This is a genomic window from Actinomadura sp. KC216 (assembly GCF_004348535.1).
GTDB lineage: Bacteria > Actinomycetota > Actinomycetes > Streptosporangiales > Streptosporangiaceae > Spirillospora.
The window spans coordinates 1-15,987 of record NZ_SMJX01000190.1; the positions used below are offsets into that span (position 1 = coordinate 1).

14 protein-coding genes are annotated in these 15,987 nt (G+C 68.0%); 5 read left to right on the forward strand and 9 right to left on the reverse strand.

Translation table 11 applies throughout. From position 1 onward, the window contains the following. Nucleotides 1–139: 139 nt before the first annotated feature. Nucleotides 140–2,368, reverse strand: a complete 2,229-nt coding sequence (locus E1264_RS27555; protein ID WP_132178354.1) for a type IV secretory system conjugative DNA transfer family protein — start codon at nt 2,366–2,368, stop codon at nt 140–142. Between the two features lie 22 nt (nt 2,369–2,390). Further along, nucleotides 2,391–2,573: a hypothetical protein gene (locus E1264_RS27560; RefSeq protein ID WP_132178355.1), complete on the reverse strand. Its 183-nt coding sequence runs from the start codon at nt 2,571–2,573 to the stop codon at nt 2,391–2,393. Between the two features lie 460 nt (nt 2,574–3,033). Here E1264_RS27560 and E1264_RS27565 point away from each other — a divergent pair, with 460 nt between their 5' ends. Then, nucleotides 3,034–3,531 carry a hypothetical protein gene (locus tag E1264_RS27565; RefSeq protein WP_132178356.1) on the forward strand — a complete coding sequence of 166 codons (498 nt, stop codon included), beginning with the start codon at nt 3,034–3,036 and terminating at the stop codon, nt 3,529–3,531. 369 nt (nt 3,532–3,900) lie between these two features. On the opposite strand, the gene E1264_RS46015 is transcribed toward E1264_RS27565, so the two are convergent. From E1264_RS46015 to E1264_RS27590, 4 genes are all read right to left on the reverse strand, one after another. Next, on the reverse strand, nt 3,901–4,500 hold the full coding sequence (locus E1264_RS46015) for a helix-turn-helix domain-containing protein (RefSeq protein ID WP_279491503.1): 600 nt from the start codon (nt 4,498–4,500) through the stop codon (nt 3,901–3,903). A 463-nt stretch (nt 4,501–4,963) separates the two neighbouring features. Continuing rightward, nucleotides 4,964–6,124 carry a helix-turn-helix transcriptional regulator gene (locus E1264_RS27580; RefSeq protein ID WP_132178358.1) on the reverse strand — a complete coding sequence of 387 codons (1,161 nt, stop codon included), beginning with the start codon at nt 6,122–6,124 and terminating at the stop codon, nt 4,964–4,966. 174 nt (nt 6,125–6,298) lie between these two features. After that, entirely contained in the window at nt 6,299–7,276 is a 978-nt protein-coding gene (locus tag E1264_RS27585; protein WP_132178359.1) for a DUF2637 domain-containing protein, read from the reverse strand. 118 nt (nt 7,277–7,394) lie between these two features. Then, complete coding sequence (locus tag E1264_RS27590; protein WP_132178360.1) at nt 7,395–8,648, reverse strand: FAD-dependent oxidoreductase; 1,254 nt, start codon at nt 8,646–8,648, stop codon at nt 7,395–7,397. 118 nt (nt 8,649–8,766) lie between these two features. On the opposite strand from E1264_RS27590, the gene E1264_RS27595 reads away from it, so the two are divergent. Next, nucleotides 8,767–10,263: a PucR family transcriptional regulator gene (locus E1264_RS27595; RefSeq protein WP_207936306.1), complete on the forward strand. Its 1,497-nt coding sequence runs from the start codon at nt 8,767–8,769 to the stop codon at nt 10,261–10,263. Here E1264_RS27595 and E1264_RS27600 read toward each other — a convergent pair. Then, nucleotides 10,225–10,785, reverse strand: coding sequence for a hypothetical protein (locus E1264_RS27600; protein WP_132178362.1), 561 nt, complete (start codon nt 10,783–10,785; stop codon nt 10,225–10,227). The genes E1264_RS27595 and E1264_RS27600 overlap by 39 nt on opposite strands. Nucleotides 10,786–10,997: 212 nt before the next feature. Here E1264_RS27600 and ddaH point away from each other — a divergent pair, with 212 nt between their 5' ends. After that, nucleotides 10,998–11,840: a dimethylargininase gene (gene ddaH, locus E1264_RS27605; RefSeq protein WP_243711209.1), complete on the forward strand. Its 843-nt coding sequence runs from the start codon at nt 10,998–11,000 to the stop codon at nt 11,838–11,840. On the opposite strand, the gene E1264_RS27610 is transcribed toward ddaH, so the two are convergent. After that, the gene (locus E1264_RS27610) at nt 11,837–12,409 is read right to left on the reverse strand and encodes a helix-turn-helix domain-containing protein (RefSeq protein ID WP_132178363.1); all 573 of its coding nucleotides are present in this window, start codon (nt 12,407–12,409) and stop codon (nt 11,837–11,839) included. The two genes, ddaH and E1264_RS27610, sit on opposite strands and share 4 nt — an antisense overlap. Before the next feature lie 61 nt (nt 12,410–12,470). Between E1264_RS27610 and E1264_RS27615 the strand changes: the two genes are divergently transcribed. Then, entirely contained in the window at nt 12,471–13,472 is a 1,002-nt protein-coding gene (locus E1264_RS27615; RefSeq protein WP_132178364.1) for a transcriptional regulator, read from the forward strand. Here E1264_RS27615 and E1264_RS27620 read toward each other — a convergent pair. After that, complete coding sequence (locus E1264_RS27620) at nt 13,459–14,907, reverse strand: wax ester/triacylglycerol synthase family O-acyltransferase (RefSeq protein ID WP_132178365.1); 1,449 nt, start codon at nt 14,905–14,907, stop codon at nt 13,459–13,461. The two genes, E1264_RS27615 and E1264_RS27620, sit on opposite strands and share 14 nt — an antisense overlap. A gap of 186 nt (nt 14,908–15,093) precedes the next feature. Here E1264_RS27620 and E1264_RS27625 point away from each other — a divergent pair, with 186 nt between their 5' ends. Next, complete coding sequence (locus E1264_RS27625) at nt 15,094–15,771, forward strand: uracil-DNA glycosylase (RefSeq protein ID WP_132178366.1); 678 nt, start codon at nt 15,094–15,096, stop codon at nt 15,769–15,771. Nucleotides 15,772–15,987 lie beyond the last annotated feature (216 nt).

Here is a 15,987-nt window from a genome sequence, read left to right on the forward strand (position 1 = left end):
AATTTAGGCTGCCGGTTGGGCTTCTGCGGGGGGCCGACCTGGGCGAACAGGCCCGGGCGGCTTTCGCGCGAGTGAAGGCGGACGCGAATGCGGACGCGCAGGCCGGATGGAAGGGGGCTAGGAATGGCGAAGCTGGTCATTATTCCTCCTCTTGGGATTCCCAGCTATTGGCGGACGGGTTGATTTGCGAAGCAGTCTCGATACGTCGTGCACGAGCCTGGTCAACGGCGAGCCGTTCGGTTCCGTGACGCGTGAGTGAGTAGAGCCGGACCATTTCCGGATCGTGCAGCGCGCCCGGCATGAGGGACGTTGAGCCGGTTACTGGTGCGCGTGTGGAACCGCCGATACAAGGCCGCATTGCCAGCTCGAAAGTGTTGAGATTTGCTAGGTCGGCTCGCTCCAATGGGGCGAACCTGCGGGCCATTGTGTGCGCGTCGGAGTACTCCAGCTGAAATACGATTTGGGTTCGGACGGTCCCCAATACGCCCGACGCGACCTCGGGCGGCAATTGATCCAGATACTGATATGCGAGGGTGAGGCCCCAGCCGAGTCCGCGCGCCTGCGCGAGAATGTCAGGCAACTCGCGAGCGGCAGCGAGGCGTAGTATGTCAGGGAATTCGTCCAGGTAGCCGAAGACCGGCTTTCGTGCGTGCTTCGGCACGGTCGTACGATTCAGGCATTCTTGCCACAAAGACGCGACGACCAATGAACCCAGAAGCTGCGCGGCCTCTGGGCCGACAACGCCTTTGGAGAGGGGGACGAGTAGGATTTTCCCGTCCCTGAATACTGACCCCAGGTCAATACCCTTGCTTTGGCCGAGCATAAGCCGCAGCGGAGCCCGCACCGTGAGGGCTCGGAGCTTGTTGAGCGTGGGCCCTGTGACTTGCAGTTGTTCAGCCTCGCTCATGCGGTCGTAGACGCTCCAGAATTGCGAGACCGCAGGGGGGACGTTAGCCTTCTTGAGAACCATCCTCCGAAAGTCAGCGTTCAGGAGAATTTCCGGCAGTTCGACCAGAGTCAGCGGTTGCCCGTCGGCACCTCGGGAGGAAACCAGGGACAGCAGCGAATTCCTTAGTACGTCGGCTGTCCTGGGGCCCCACGAGGACCGCCACAATTGCGCAAATATGTGAACGGTGCGGTCCACGACCAGCTCTCTGGACAGTTCGTCGTGAGCCGTCTGTAGCAGGTTGAAACCGGCCGGTCTATTCACGGCTGAGGGGTCCATCAGGATGACATCAGATAGCCGCTTCTCAGGAATGCGTGCGAGGATGTCGGTCACCAGGTCCGATTTCGGGTCAAGGACGACCACTCCGTATCCCGCGTGGATGTCCTGGAGCGCCATATTTGCCAGCAGTTCGCTTTTTCCTGCGCCCGTGGGACCCTGCACTGTGACGTGCCTCAGACGGTCCTCTGTGGCGAGCGTGAGGGGTCGGCCCTGCTGCCCTGGATAGTTGGACTCCGCGACAATCAGGCCCGTACGGGCCATGTCAGGTGGCGCGGGGAGCTGCGCCGCGCTACCGGTCGACAGCCCGGGAATGGTGACGCCTTGTGGCGGTATTCCCACCAGGGCCGCAGCCTCCACAGAATTCACCAGGCACGGCCAGGGACCGACCAGAGGGAAGGCCCGTGGATAAACTCGCCCGGCGACTACAGCCGACGGGAGAACTCGGCGCACGAGTGACACGCCCGGATTGTTGAGTACAGCCAAGCCCGCCAGGACGCCGGACATTACTAGACCGGCTCGCCGTTTATAGGGAGCGGAAACTGCGACGCGTCCGCAGGCTTCCAAGAGCGGCGCAGACTGCTTTTCGGTAATTCCCCGTACCACAGGCGCCGGCAAGTCTCTTTCGACAATTCTGGTAAGACGTGTTGTCCGAAAGACCCATTGAATGCGCACGACTTCAGCAGACTGGAGCGGATACAGCACGGAAAGGTATCCGGCTATCGCGGACGGACCGCGATCGGCCGCCAGCGGACGCCATGCACGCGTGCACCGCAATTCCCGCGCGAGGCGAATTGCGGGACGGCTGCCCAGGTATTCCGGGTCTTCTTCGATCCGGATACCGGGAATGGTCGCGGTGAGCGTGGTGACGACTCGTGCGGCGAGGACGGACGGCACCAGAACGTAATGCCGGATTCCTCGCGTGGTGCCGACAACCTCAAACGTGACCGGCGAATGTCGGGTTGAGCCAGCCAGAATGGCGAGCATTCTGGAAACGTCATCTAGGTCGATACGCGTTGGCAGGCGGAGGCGCAATGCCATTAGGTCTGCGCGCCATCTGCGAGCCTCCCAAGCCCGGAACGCGGCGACGCCGAGGAAGCCGACCAGGAAGAATGCGAGAAGCTCAATCGCGGGTTCCCATTGCATGACTTTGGTCTCCTCGGAATCGTCAGTAGCGGCGACGCCGAAGAAAAAGGCCTACGAATATGATGAGGAGGATTGCCGCGCCGACCAGCGGCAGGAAAGGCACCAGCCACCGGTACGTGAGATTTGCCAGGTACGCGATAACGGGAATGGTGATCAGAACGGCGAGAATCCTGGTCCAGATGGAGCGGCGGTAATAGACGGCCACGACCGGGGTCCTTTCACGGATGCGAATATGAGCGCATTAAGCGTCGTCGCGATCAGTGACGGATATCAACCGTTCGTTTCGCTATCTAGTAGCAAATCTTCTGATTTCGGGTCGCTGGGCCTTTGTGATATGGCTGCCCGGAATGTGCTGCGAACCTGCTATGAACCTGCTAAGAGACCATCGTTTCCGCAGGTCAGACCGCCTTTTGACATGCTCCAGCAACCACGGTGACAGAAGCGGCAAAGGTGACGTATTGTGGACACCTGCTCGAACGTGGCCTTCGAGCACACCCCGCAGCTGTCCGGTAGGCAAGTTTGCCCAGGTCAGAGAGGGGTGCCGTGTATCTCAGGGGGTCCGCGCGCCGGAGCATGGCGCGTGAGTGATCTTCAAAGTCGGCACCTCGCGACCGGACGGGTAGCCGTATCGCCCCTTGAGAACGTCCCCAGAACGCAGAATCGGAATGCTCAAGGATCGCACCAGTCACGGGGAGCAACGGAAGGGCCTGCGGGAAGTGGCGGCACAACCGGAAGAAGTCTACGAGGCACTACGACGCGACGCGCTCCACTACGGCGCACGCAGAAATCGCCTCTACATACACGGCCGAGGCCTCATTGACCTACTCTTGCCCGGTGCCCAAACGGACGTCAGCTATGCCCTGCGAGCCGTCCACACGGAAAACCTGATCGAATTCGCGATCTCGCTTTTGCACCCCCCGGACTGTAAGGCGCTCCGTATCTGCCTGGCTTTGGAGAGCGAGGCAAGGGCGCTGCAAACGCTAGAGAGCCGCAGGCAGGATGCGGCACGCCTTTACGGGGTGGCTCCCAACACGTTCCGCCTCAAGCACGAACGAGCTTTGCTGTTTGATCTGGCATTTCAGGTCTACAGCATCCTCATCGGTGCCGGGCCCGAGACACCGGAATACCTAATCGGTATCGTCCCGCTCCAGGAAGGCGAATAGGCGAATGCCCTACAGGCAGGGTGCCGGAGTGATTGCACGACAGTCTCTCGGAATGGGATCAGCTTTCTAGCGTTAACTGGATGTAGCCGGTCAACGCGGGCAGGTCCAGGGGTCCCATTCCCAGTTTCCGTCTCGCTACCTCCCACTCTGCGAGGAAATCAAGTTCGGCGATGTAGTAGTTGCGGGGACGGCCCGGAACATGGATGACACTGATGACTCCCTTTTCAGCCCAGCGCCTAAGTTTGGTTGTGGAGACTCCACTTCTTCGTGCCGCTTCCGTGGACTTCATCCACCCCCCGCCGCTCTCAAAGTGGAGGACAGCGATCCAGCCCCAGCGCAGGGGCTTTACCTCGGGACTCTGCATGATGTCTAGCGGGGATTGCGTCGCCTGTTCAGGCCATTACCCATGATGTGCTCGACCTGATGGCGGCTGTAGCGCCGCTCTCCGCCGATCGTACGGATAGAGTCGAGTCGGCCTTGCTTAGTCCAAAGCCACAGGGTTTTACACCCCACCCTGAACACGGCTCCTGCCTCGGACGGGAGCATGAGTTGCTCAGGACTGAAATCCCACTTTGAGCGGGGGCCCTGTCCCCAAATGATTTGTTCAACCTGCTGACGGCTGAATCTCCGATGACCACCGGGGGTGCGGATAAAGGCGAGTTCCCCTTTATAGGCCCACTCAAGCACTGTCGTCAGGTCCACCTTGAAGACGGCGGCGACCTCGGACGTGACCATGAGCTGGTTAGGACCGAAGTCCCACTTGTGGTAATCGCCCCCGGCATCCCTCTGCATAAGGTGCTCGACCTGCTGGCGGCTGAACCGCAGCGTTCCGCCCGGCGTCCGGATAAAGTCAAGGTCTCCGCTGGCTGCCCAGTTGGCCACTGACTCGGAATTGACCTTAAACATGACGCCGACTTCAGCGGTCAACATGATCTGATCGGGGCCGAAGTCCCAACCATTCAAGATCACTAGCGGGCCCCTTTGCAGCCTAGAATTCTTTTTCGGACATGGAGCGGCCCCGGAGATTGGCTGACCTACCTTTTCTCCAGGGTCGGGATTCCCAAAGTGTTTTTGCGCTCCGGGCGAACGGGAATCCACGGGCACAGCTACATCACCGTTCGCCCGGAGGGGCTCATCTTCGGACTCCTGATTGCTGCTCGACTTGCGCCATCAGGCGTTCGAGCTCCGGGCCGGACGGTGCTTTGAGCATGCAGCCACCCCCACCGATCCAGGTGGGGAATGCGAGGAATTGCGCATGGAATCCCGACCACATAACCAGCCAGCGGCCCCGGTGCCGATTGTGTAGTTCCCGGGCCCTTGCTTGCGGGGTTGGCGGTTCCATAGCTCAGAAACTACGCTCGCGACAGGGGGCAGTCATTGGCACTCTCCGAGCTTCCAACCCCGAAGTGCCACAAGGCGTTATCAGTGCAGGTCAGTAGTCCAGTCGGATGAAATCGGCGAGATCGCGCATCTCCGGCGAGAGGGTGCGCCGCTTCCCGACGATCTTTCCAAGAATGTCCCTCGCCATGCGCTGATTTACGATCCATTCAGGCGAGATAGCCCGAACCTCTTGAAGGATCTCGAAAGCATCCGTGTATTGCTTTAGCTGGACATTCGCCTTAGCGACATCGAGGCGATGCCGGTTGCGGCTAGACGCACGCGCCCGGAACCCCGTCTTAGGTATCTTTGCCGAAAGCGCGATTACCCTGTCCGGCCGTTCTTCGATCATGTAGTTTTCCGCGCGACGTGTAGCGACAGTGATCGGGCCGAACGTCCGCAACGGATCAGACGGCGGGGCCCATTCCTTCGTGAGCGTCACCGCTGCTGCCTGCGCATACCTCAGAGCATCTTCCGACTCTCCGGATTCGTTATTGCGTGATGCAGCGGTTGAAACGCGTAGCAGCAGACCACCCCATGTCGCAAGTTCTTCGGGCGTCGCACGAGAAATGCGCGGTTCAATATCGTCGGCCCAATCGGCAGCGAGATTCAACGTCCCGGCAAGGTCACCCCGCCGCATGAGAAGCCAACAACGGCTGTTGATAATTGCGGCTTCTTCGAGCCGTCCGGGGGCATCGTCCAACGCCTTACGGAGCGCAATCTCTGCCGCATCGAACTGCCGTGTTGAGATCAGCAGCAGCCCCGCCAGGTGCAAGGCGCGGGACCTGACCTGTCGTCCCTGCCGTCCGAGCGCGTGAGCGTCCCGGAGAAGCGTCGGGAGGACCGCACCAAGTTCGGTGTACCGGTTCTCAGTGAAAAGCGGCTCAGCGGCAGCAACAGCCCCCGTCACACCGCCCAACGTGGGGGGCTCGTCAGGCTGCCCGTTCCGCTTAAGGAGAGCCTCTTTCACTGGGGCCCACTCGTCGGACGGGGCATCATCCGGTTCGGGCCGCACGATGAGATCCGAGGTGGACACCTCCAAGGCTCTCGCAAGCTTGCGGAGCGTCTCAAGGCGGGTGTCGTCGCGTTCGCCTTGCTCAAGTTTCCGGATCAACGACAGGGACACCCCTGACGCGTCGGCAAGAGTCCGCTGTGTGAAGCCCCGACGCTTCCTGACTGATTGAAGCCGCTCGCCGAGGTTCGGTGCTGTAGCCATAGCCCCATGATGCGCCCTCAGACGCCCCTACGGGGTGCCGAACGCTCAGCAAAGCGGCAGGCAGCAGGGGCTCATGCGTGGAGACAACCCGACTTGCAATGGTCATGTCGTGCTTGGCCATGTTTCTCTCCTTCCGTCTCCGCATTGACGAAGCGGGGGAGGAAAACGTGACCGTCAGGACGCCGGGGTGGACGAGGACGGCGCCGGACGGGCCAGCCGGCTCAGCAGCCGCTGCCCCTGGCGCGCGCTGATGTCCAGCCGCCGCCCCAGCTCGGCGCCGGTGATGTCGGGTTCGGCGTCGAGGATGGCGAGCGCGCGGGCCTCGTTGTCGGTCGCGACGCTGCGCGGGACCCGCTGCTGCGGGACCCGCGGCCGCGCGGGCCGCTTGCGCGGGGCCGCCTTCTTCGGAGGCGGCGCGGGCTCCGGGGGCGGCTCCGGTGCCGGGGGTTCGGGCGCGGTGAGGTCGGTGACGCGGGTGAGGGCCTGGTCGAGCATGACGCCGTCGCGCAGCATCCAGGTGATGTCGGCGGGGGCCTTGGACTTCCATTTGCGGCCGTAGTGCGCGTCCAGCAGGGCCAGGGCGTGGCGGCGGCGCTGCTCGGCCACCAGCGCCTGCGGGTACGACGTCATCTGCCACAGCACCATGCGGCGCCACAGCCGGAACGTGGAGAACGGCGCCAGCAGCCACCGCGTGACCGGGATGCCCTCTCGGACGGTCCCGGCGGCGATCCCCGCGCGGCGCCGGATCGCGTGCCGGACGGCCTCGATGAACGTCACGAACAGCACCGGCATCGCGGCGTGCATCACCATGCCGGTCGCGTCGCCGTGCGCGGCGGACACGTTCAGCCAGACGGTCGCGCCGGTGAACGCCATGGCCATCCAGCGCAGCGCGGGCATCGGCATGGCGAGCCACTCCAGCAGCAGCGCCACCGACACCAGCGCGAGGATGCCGAGGTCGACCCCGGCGGGGACGATCCACGCCTGGTCCCCGAACCACGGCTCGGCCACGTCCCGCACCGAGGCGAACGACCCGTACCCGCCCAGGCCCGCGAGCCCGGCGAAGAACAGCCCGCCGACCCCGGCCAGGACTTTCTGCGCCCGGGTCAGCGGAACGCTCGCCTGGAACGCGGCGGTCCGCACCTCGCTGGTCATGACGTCCTCCCGCACAGAGGGGTCTACGCGATCACCAGAGGACCGTAGCGCGCCGACGCCCCCGTCCGGACGAATCAGCCATAACCGCCCAGAACCCCCAGGTCGTGGGGGTACGCGGTCAGCGAAGCGGGTTGAACGGGGCCAGTTCCGCGGGACGGCGCCCGGTCGTGATCTCCTCCGCGAGAAGGCTTCCGGTGGCGGGGCCGAGGGTGATGCCCCACATCCCGTGCCCGCCGCCGACATAGACGTTCGGGGACCGGGTGGCACCGATCAGCGGCAGGCCGTCCCGGGTGCACGGGCGCGACCCGACCCACTCGTCCCGCCGGGCGTCGAGGTCGGCGCCGCGCAGCAGCGGGCGGGCGGCCTCGACGATCGCCCTGATGCGGCGCTGGTCGAGCGGCGCCTCGGGGTCGCGGAACTCCATCATCCCGGCGACGCGGAGCCGGTCGCCGAGCGGCGTGCACGCGACCTTCTGGGCGGGGAAGTACAGCGGGCCGTCCGGGACGCGGTCCATCGGCACGCTGAAGCTGTAGCCGCGCCCGGCCTGCACGAGCGCGCGGACGCCGAACCTGCGGGCGAGCCCGCCGAGCCACACGCCGCTGGCGATCACGACCGTGTCGAAGACCTCGGGGCCGCTCCCCGCGGTGTGCACGACGACGCCACCCGCCTCGTCCCTGATGTCGGTGACGGCCGTCCCCGCCTCGATCTTGCCGCCGCGGTCGATGACGGAGTCGGCGAGCGCGTGCACGAACCGTCCGGGGTTGATGAAGCGCTGCCCGCGCAGCAGGATCGCCGCGCCGATCTCGTCGGACAGGGCGGGCTCCAGCCGCCGCGCCTCGTCGCCGTCGAGCACCTCGAACTCCAGGTCCTGCCCGGCGGCGCGGATGTGCTCGACCTCCTCCAGCAGGAAGCGGCGCTCTTCGGCCGTCCGGTAGGCGGCGAGGAAGGATCCGGCGTCGCTGGTCTCGGCCTTGACGCCGCCCGCGGTCAGCGCGTCGAAGCTCGGCAGCGCCCGGCCGTTGATCGGCACCAGCGACTCCATGGAGCGCCGCCACCGGCTCATGGTGCTGTTCCGCGCGAACCCGGTGAGGAACCGGAGCAGCCGCAGGCTGGCGGTCGGCGGGACGTAGACGGGCGACGACGGGCTGAGCACCGCGCGCACCCCGTAGGACAGGACGGCGGGCTCCGGCAGCGGGGTCGCGAGACCGGGGGTCAGCCATCCCGCATTGCCCCAGGACGCTCCGGCCGCCACGTCCTTCCGGTCGAACACGGTGACGTCGGCGCCGCGCTCCTGCAGGAACCACGCCGTCGACAGCCCGACCATCCCCGCGCCGACGACGGCGACGCGGCGCGGACCGGCGCTGGTAGCCATGACCACCCCTCCTCTTCCAACGATGCCACTTCGATGGTGGACCCATCCCGCCCCGGCGCCTCCGTTCCCTTCGGCCAACACGAGGCGATCGCATAGTGTGAAACGCACAATGATCACGGTGACGGACTTCGTCGACTCGCTGGGCCCCGGCCTGTTCCGGCTGGTCACGGCCGGGCGCGACGCGCAGGTGCACGACGTGGTCCTCGCCGTCCCCGACGAGGCCGCCGGACGGCCGGGCGAGATCGTCCTGGGCGCCGGGACGACCGCCGCCCCCGACGCCATCGCGCTCCTCGAACGCGCGGACGCCGCGGACGCGTCCGGGGTCGTCCTGAAGGCACCGCTAGCCCCCGAGGTCGTCGCCGCCGCCCAGCGGCTGGGCCCGGCGCTCATCGAGCTCCAGCCGGAGACGTCCTGGACGCACGTGATCTGGCTGGTCCGCGCGGCCATCGACCACGCCCACGCCCCTCCGGGCGAGTCCGGCGACGACCTGTTCGCCCTGGCCGACGCCGCCGCCGAGATCGCGGACGCCCCGGTCACGCTGGAGGACGCCCGCTCCCGCGTCCTCGCCTATTCGGGCCTCCAGGACAGCACGGACCCGGCCCGCGTCTCCACGATCGTGGGCCGCCGCGTCCCGCCACAGGTCATCGCCCACCTCCGCGCCTGCGGCGTGTTCCGCAAGCTGGCCCGCTCCAGCGACCCCGTCCTGGTCCCGGCAGGCCCGGACGGAATGCTGCCCCGCCTGGTCATCCCGGTCCGCGCCGGAGGCGAATGGCTGGGCTCGATCTGGGTCGTGGCCAGGACGCCGATCCCCGCTGACCGCGTCGAACGCCTCACCGACCTGGCGTCCGTCGTGGCCCTGCACCTGCTGCGCCTCCGCGCCGAAACCGGCGTGGCCCGCCGCGCCTCGGCCGACCAGCTCCGCGCCGCCCTGCGCGACGGCACGGCCCCCATCCCGGCACCGCCGCCCTGGCGCGTCGTGGCCCTGGGCGGCGAGACCGGCGACCTGCGCCGCCGCCTCGACCTGTGGGAGGCGATCACCCACCGCTTCGGCTGGCACCGCCCCCTCCTGACCGACCTGGACGACACCCTGTACGCCGTCCTCGCCGCTCCGGCCGCCCCCGCCCGCGACGCCGGAACGATGCCGTGGCTGGACCACGTCCTGACCCGCGTCCGCACCCACGACCCGGCCCTGTACGCCGCCGCAGGCGGCCTCGCGCACACCCCCGCCGACCTCCCCCGCTCCCGCGCGGAGGCCACCGAACTAGCCGCCCTCGTAACGTCCGGCCACCTCTCCCCCGGCCTCCACCTCCTGGACGACACCTGGGACGCGGTAGTAGTCGACCGAGCCCGAAAGGCCACCGGGGCCACCCTTCTAGGCGGCCCTCTCCCCACTCTCAAGGCCCACGACGAGACCCACGGAACGGCGTTCCTACCAACCCTCGCCGCCTGGCTAGACCACTACGGCGACACGAAGGGCACGGCACACGCCCTGGACGTCCACCCAAACACCCTCCGCCACCGCCTGAAGCGAATGACCGAGGTGACCCCCCTCGACCTGGCATCACCTCAGACCCGCCTAGCCCTCCGCCTCCAGCTGACCACCCTCCTCGGCTAGGCACGTCCTCCCCAGCCGGCGTCCGGCGCCCGGCGCAGGATGCCGCGCGGCGGGTAACCCAGCCGCCGCAGCGCGGGCCAAGCCGCGAACAGGACGGCCATGCGCACCGAGGAAAAACCCGAGGATGACGGCCAGCGCCGGCAGGTCTTTCCTGACCACGACGGTCATCTCGGGGTCCATGACGATCATCGCGACGTCGCGGGCCACGGCGAGAGCGGCGATCCCGCCGCCGAACCAATGGAGATAGCCCATCCGCCGCGACAGGCCGAACCAGTTGTTCCCGTGCCTGACCATGGACCACAACACGTACAGGCATAACAGGTCGACGGCCAGGCGCCATTTATCAGACCCGTCCGCAAAGCCGGCCGGAATCTCGGTGATTCCGAACAGCAGCCCCAGGCTGATGACGATGAACGCGACGCCCGCCGTACTGACCGCCATGGCGGCGACGATCAGCGGCCCAGCCTTGTATTGCTGTGGATTGGCCGCAAGCTTCGGGCTCAGCTCGTCCCAAGAAGTCATCGCCGACCCTCCCTCGGGCGGGAGTAGGGGTCGGGCTCTACGGTACCCCCGGATGATCGGGCCGGTCGGCGGCGAGAGCCGCGCAACGAATGGGCCGGCCGAGGGCGGAACACGCAACGAAATGCCAGATGAGAGCAAGGTTCGCGCATTGGTTCGCGAGCGGCTGGTTCCTAGGCTTTCGATCGTCGAACCTCGTCCCCCTGGAGATGTGCATGAGCGTCCTGCCGGCGATGGCGCCCGGTGTCGGTGCGGAGCGGACGGCGTCGCGGCGGCGGTATCTGATGTGCCGTCCCGAGCATTTCGCCGTCACCTATGCGATCAATCCGTGGATGGACCCGGCGGCGGGCGCCGACGCCGGGAAAGCGGTGGAGCAGTGGGAGGCGCTGCGGGCCGCCTATCTCGCGCTCGGGCACGAGGTGAGCCTCATCGATCCGATCGAGGGACTGCCCGACATGGTGTTCGCGGCGAACGGCGCCCTGGTCGTCGGCGGACGCGTCTACGGCGCGCGGTTCACGCATCCGGAGCGGCACGCCGAGGGGCCCGCGTATTCCGGGTGGCTGCGGAAGAACGGGTACTCGGAAGTGCTGGACGCGCAGCACACGAATGAGGGCGAGGGCGATTTCCTCACGCTCGACCACGTGATCCTGGCGGGCACCGGGTTCCGGACGGAAATCGCCGCGCATCAGGAGGCACAGGAATTCCTCGGACGGCCCGTGGTGACGCTCCGGCTCGTCGACCCGCGCTTCTACCACCTCGACACGGCGCTGTTCCCGCTCGGTGGTGGGAACGTGGCGTATTTCCCTGGGGCGTTCTCGCCCGGCAGCCGCGCGGTGCTGGAAAGGCTGTTCCCGGACGCGATCCTGGCGGGCGAGCGGGACGCGGCGGTGCTCGGCCTCAACGCCGTGTGCGACGGCCGCAACGTCGTCATCAACGCCGAGGCCGTCGAGCTGATCGAGACGCTTCGGGCCCAGGGGTACAACCCGGTACCGGTCGACCTGTCGGAGCTGCGGAAAGCGGGCGGCGGCCCCAAGTGCTGCACCCTGGAGCTGCGCTAGGACCGCTTGGGTCTGGCACGCAGGTGCATGCGCTCGCCCTGCGGGCCGAACAGGCTGAGCACCTCGACCGTCCCGCCGTATCCGCTGAACCAGTGCGGCACCCGGGTGTCGAACTCGGCGGCCTCGCCGGGCTCCAGGATCAGCTCCCGGTCGCCGAGGAGGAGCCGGAGCCGCCCGTTCAGGACGTACAGCCAGTCGTAGCCCTCGTGCGTCTGCGGGTCGGGCGTCCAGCGGCGCTCCGGGACGATCATCTTGAACGCCTGGACGCCGCCGGGGCGCCGGGTCAGCGGCAGCACGGTCATGTCCCGCATGCGCTGCGGGCGGGGCCTGATCCGCGGGTCGCCGATGTCCGGGGCGCCGACCAGCTCGTCCAGCGGGACGCCGTGGGCCTGCGCGAGCGGGAGCAGCAGCTCCAGGCTCGGCCTCCGCTTGCCGGACTCCAGCCGCGACAGCGTGCTCACCGAGATGCCGGTGATCTCGGCGAGCGCGGTCAGCGTGACGTCGCGTTCCTGCCGCAGCCGCCGGAGCCTGGGCCCGACCCCGGCGAGGACGTCCTCGGTCGTCTCCATGCGTTCATTGCAGGATCGGCAAAGCCGTTTGTCAAATGCGAGGCCCTCTAGGGTGGTCGTCATGGGACCCGGCGAGCGGCGGTGGCGCGACGAGCGGGCAAGGCTGAACGCCTCGCGCGGGCCGCTCGGCGAGACGGCCGGCGCGCTGTATCCGGACGTTCCACGTGTCGCGGGCACGGATTTGCTGTGCCGCGAGGAATGGATCCCAGACGTCCCGATACCGCTGGAGAACGTCCGGCTGGAATGGGACGCGCGCGGTATTCCGCCGGCCACTGCCGATCCCTGCGACGGGCTTCCGGACGGCTACCGCACGTATGCCGAGGCGATGGCCGCCCTCGCGCCGCCGAGGATCTTCGAGGATCGGCCGAGCTATCGCCTCCTGGCCGCCCGGCCCCCTTCGCTGCGGCTCGGCCCGGCACGGTATTTCGATGGCGTGAACGTGGGTGAAGCCGTCGCTCACGAACTGGCGGCCGGAGTGGAGGGGCTGCCTCTGCGCACTCGTGTCGGCGACCCCTGCGACCTGGCCCGCCGGACGGTCCTTCCCGCGATCACGACGGCGACCGTCACCACCTCCGGTTCGTACGTCCTGCACTGGCGAGACCCCGCCAAGGTCGCGCACGCGGGCGGGCTCCACCAGGTGATGCCGGTCGGGCTCTTCCAGCCCCTGGACGACGAGCGGCCCGACCTGTGGGCCTGCATGGTCCGCGAATACGCGGAGGAGCTGCTCGGAATGGGCGAGGACTACGGCGAGGGCTTCGTCCAGAGCGAGTGGCCCTTCCACCGGGCATTGACGTCCGCCCGCGAGCGAGGGCGGCTGCGCGCGCATTTCCTTGGCCTCGGCGTGGATCCGCTTACCTTCGCGCTCGACCTCCTGACGGTGGTCGTCATCGACGACGAGGCGTTCGAGCAGTTCTTCGGCGGGCTGGTCGCCGTCAACGACGAGGGCGAGGTGTCGACGGCCCCGTTCGACGGATCCGTCCCCCAGCCGATGCAACCGGCCGGGGCCGCGGTGCTGCGGCTCGCGTGGCGGCACCGGGCGGCCCTCGGGATCACTCCCGGCTGAGGTCCCTCAGCTCGTCCAGGGCGTCCACCAGGTGGTCGACGATCTCGGACGGGTCCGGGACGAGCGTACGGCAGGCGACGATGCCGACGTTCACCCTGCCGTCGTAGGAGAAGACGGTGATGTTGAGACCGCCGGTCACGTCGGTGATCACGGAGATCGGGTAGTAGGCCAGCACCCGCGCCCCGCACAGGTACAGCGGGAACTGCGGGCCCGGCACGTTCGAGATGATCAGGTTGATGGGGCGCAGCGACATCGTCGGCGCGGCCTGGAGGGCGAGGCGAGTGGCGGCGCCCGCGATGGGGGCGGGCACCAGGCCGCTGAGCTCCTGCACCCAGCTGCCGGACGAGCCGGTGAACCGCCGCTTGGCCGTGTCCATCGCGCGCCGGACGGTGAGGTACCGCTCGGCCGGGTCCGGGATGTGGGTCGCCAGCGGCGCCGCCATCATCGAGATATGGTTCCCGGCCCGGGTGCGGGCCGCGGCGCCCCGCCGCAGGGACACCGGGACGGCCGCGACGAGCGGGCGGTCCGGCAGGTCGCCGCGCTTGTCGAGCCACTGCCGCAGCGCGGTCGCGCACAGCGCCATGATCACGTCGTTGACGCTGCCACCGAGGCCCCGCCTGATCTCCTTGATCGCGTCCAGCGGGAGCTCGCCGCAGGCCACGGCGCGGCGGCGGCCGATCGGCTGGTTGAACGGGGTCGGCGGGGCGGTCATCCGCGGCCCCCGCGGCACCTCCGGGCGGCGCAGCGCGCCCTGCACGAACGACGACATCATCCCGATGCCCGGGATCGCCGAGACACCGGGGATCTCGTCCAGGTACGGGGCGGTGCGGGCGACGGACACGGCCGTCCGGACCGGATGCAGCGCGGTCCGCAGCAGCCCGGCGCCGACCATCTCGGCCGTGCCGGGCGCGCGGGCCGGTTCGGACTCGTCGGCGGGCAGCTCGCGCGGCTCGGGTGACAGGTCCAGCAGCGCGGCGAGCGTCTCGGCGGCCAGGACGCCGTCGACGGCGGCGTGGTGCACCTTCACGTAGACGGCGGTCAGGCCGCCCGCGAGACCCTGGATCAGGAACATCTCCCAGAGCGGGCGGGACCGGTCGAGCGGCTGCTCGTGCAGCATCGCGACGACGTCGGCGAGCTGCCGGTCGGTGCCGGGCGCCGGGAGCCCGATCTCGAAGATGTGCCGGACGGGGTCGAAGTCGGGGTCGTCCTCCCAGTAGGGGTGGTCGAGGCCGAACGGCACCTGGACGAGCCGCCGCCGCAGCGGCCGGGCCGCGAGATGCGCGCGGTCGCGGACGAGCCCGGCGACGAGCGGCACCGTGAGCCGTCCGCCCGGGCACGCGGTGGCGTCGACGATGCCCAGCCCGGCGATGTGCGCCTGGGTGGTGCCGGTCTCCGCGTTCAGGAATGCGGCGTCCACGGTGGTCAGCTGGCTCATGCTCACTCGTCCGTCCCCTCGATGTGCGCCTGCGTGCCCTCTAGGAGATGCCGCCGAAAGACCGCAGGTCAACGCGATCCGGCAGAAGTAACCCGGACTTAACAGGACGTTTCGCACGGTTCACATGGGCGCCCGAGTCGGCGTTCGCGGGGCGGCCGCATGATCATCGCAATAGGGTTGTGCCCCATGACGGCACGACCACTCACGGAGATCGTCGAAGCCGGCTGGGCGACCGCGCTGGAGCCCGTGGCCGGAACGATCGCCGCCGCCGGCGACTGGCTGCGCGCCGAGGTCGCCGCCGGGCGCCGCTACCTCCCCGCCGGAAACCACATCCTGCGCGCGTTCACGCAGCCGTTCGACGACGTCCGCGTCCTGATCATGGGCCAGGACCCGTACCCGACCCCGGGGCACCCGGTCGGGCTCAGCTTCTCCGTCGCGCCGAACGTCCGCCCGCTGCCCGCCAGCCTGATCAACATCTTCCGCGAGTACTGCAGCGACCTGGGGCACCCCGAACCGTCCAACGGCGACCTCAGCCCGTGGACGGAACAGGGCGTCTGCCTGCTCAACAGGTCGCTGACCGTCATGCCCGGCAAGCCGGGCTCGCACCGCGGCAAGGGCTGGGAAGAGGTCACCGAGCAGGCCATCCGCGCCCTCGCGGCCCGCGGCCGCCCGCTCGTCGCCATCCTGTGGGGCCGCGACGCCCGCAACCTCAAGCCGCTCCTCGGCGGCGTCCCGTGCATCGAGTCGCCGCACCCGAGCCCGTACTCCGCCGACAGCGGCTTCTTCGGCTCCCGCCCCTTCAGCCGCGCCAACCAGCTCCTGGAACAGCAGGGCGCCCAACCGGTCGACTGGAAGCTGAGTTAGCCCAGGGGGGCGGCCCCCTGGAACCCCCGTCACGTCGCAGGCGATCCTCACGATGCCGTTGCGGTCTGTCGTGCCTGTGCGGCGTGTGCGTGCGTCGCTCCGGTCGCCTGCGTCGTCGGGTCGTGCGACCTCCGGCGCGGGGCGCCTCCGGTCGCACGACCCGTGGCCCCGGCTGAGGTCCTGTCCAGGGGCCTGAGCTTTAGACCTCTCCGGGGA

Coding starts and splice junctions, on each gene's coding strand:
- E1264_RS27585 (WP_132178359.1), bottom strand. CDS start 7,276: ATGACCAGCGAGGTGCGGACCGCCGCGTTCCAGGCGAGCGTTCCGCTG.
- E1264_RS27565 (WP_132178356.1), top strand. CDS start 3,034: ATGCTCAAGGATCGCACCAGTCACGGGGAGCAACGGAAGGGCCTGCGG.
- ddaH (WP_243711209.1), top strand. CDS start 10,998: ATGAGCGTCCTGCCGGCGATGGCGCCCGGTGTCGGTGCGGAGCGGACG.
- E1264_RS27615 (WP_132178364.1), top strand. CDS start 12,471: ATGGGACCCGGCGAGCGGCGGTGGCGCGACGAGCGGGCAAGGCTGAAC.
- E1264_RS27600 (WP_132178362.1), bottom strand. CDS start 10,785: ATGACTTCTTGGGACGAGCTGAGCCCGAAGCTTGCGGCCAATCCACAG.
- E1264_RS27625 (WP_132178366.1), top strand. CDS start 15,094: ATGACGGCACGACCACTCACGGAGATCGTCGAAGCCGGCTGGGCGACC.
- E1264_RS27620 (WP_132178365.1), bottom strand. CDS start 14,907: ATGAGCCAGCTGACCACCGTGGACGCCGCATTCCTGAACGCGGAGACC.
- E1264_RS27580 (WP_132178358.1), bottom strand. CDS start 6,124: ATGGCTACAGCACCGAACCTCGGCGAGCGGCTTCAATCAGTCAGGAAG.
- E1264_RS27610 (WP_132178363.1), bottom strand. CDS start 12,409: ATGGAGACGACCGAGGACGTCCTCGCCGGGGTCGGGCCCAGGCTCCGG.
- E1264_RS27555 (WP_132178354.1), bottom strand. CDS start 2,368: ATGCAATGGGAACCCGCGATTGAGCTTCTCGCATTCTTCCTGGTCGGC.
- E1264_RS27590 (WP_132178360.1), bottom strand. CDS start 8,648: ATGGCTACCAGCGCCGGTCCGCGCCGCGTCGCCGTCGTCGGCGCGGGG.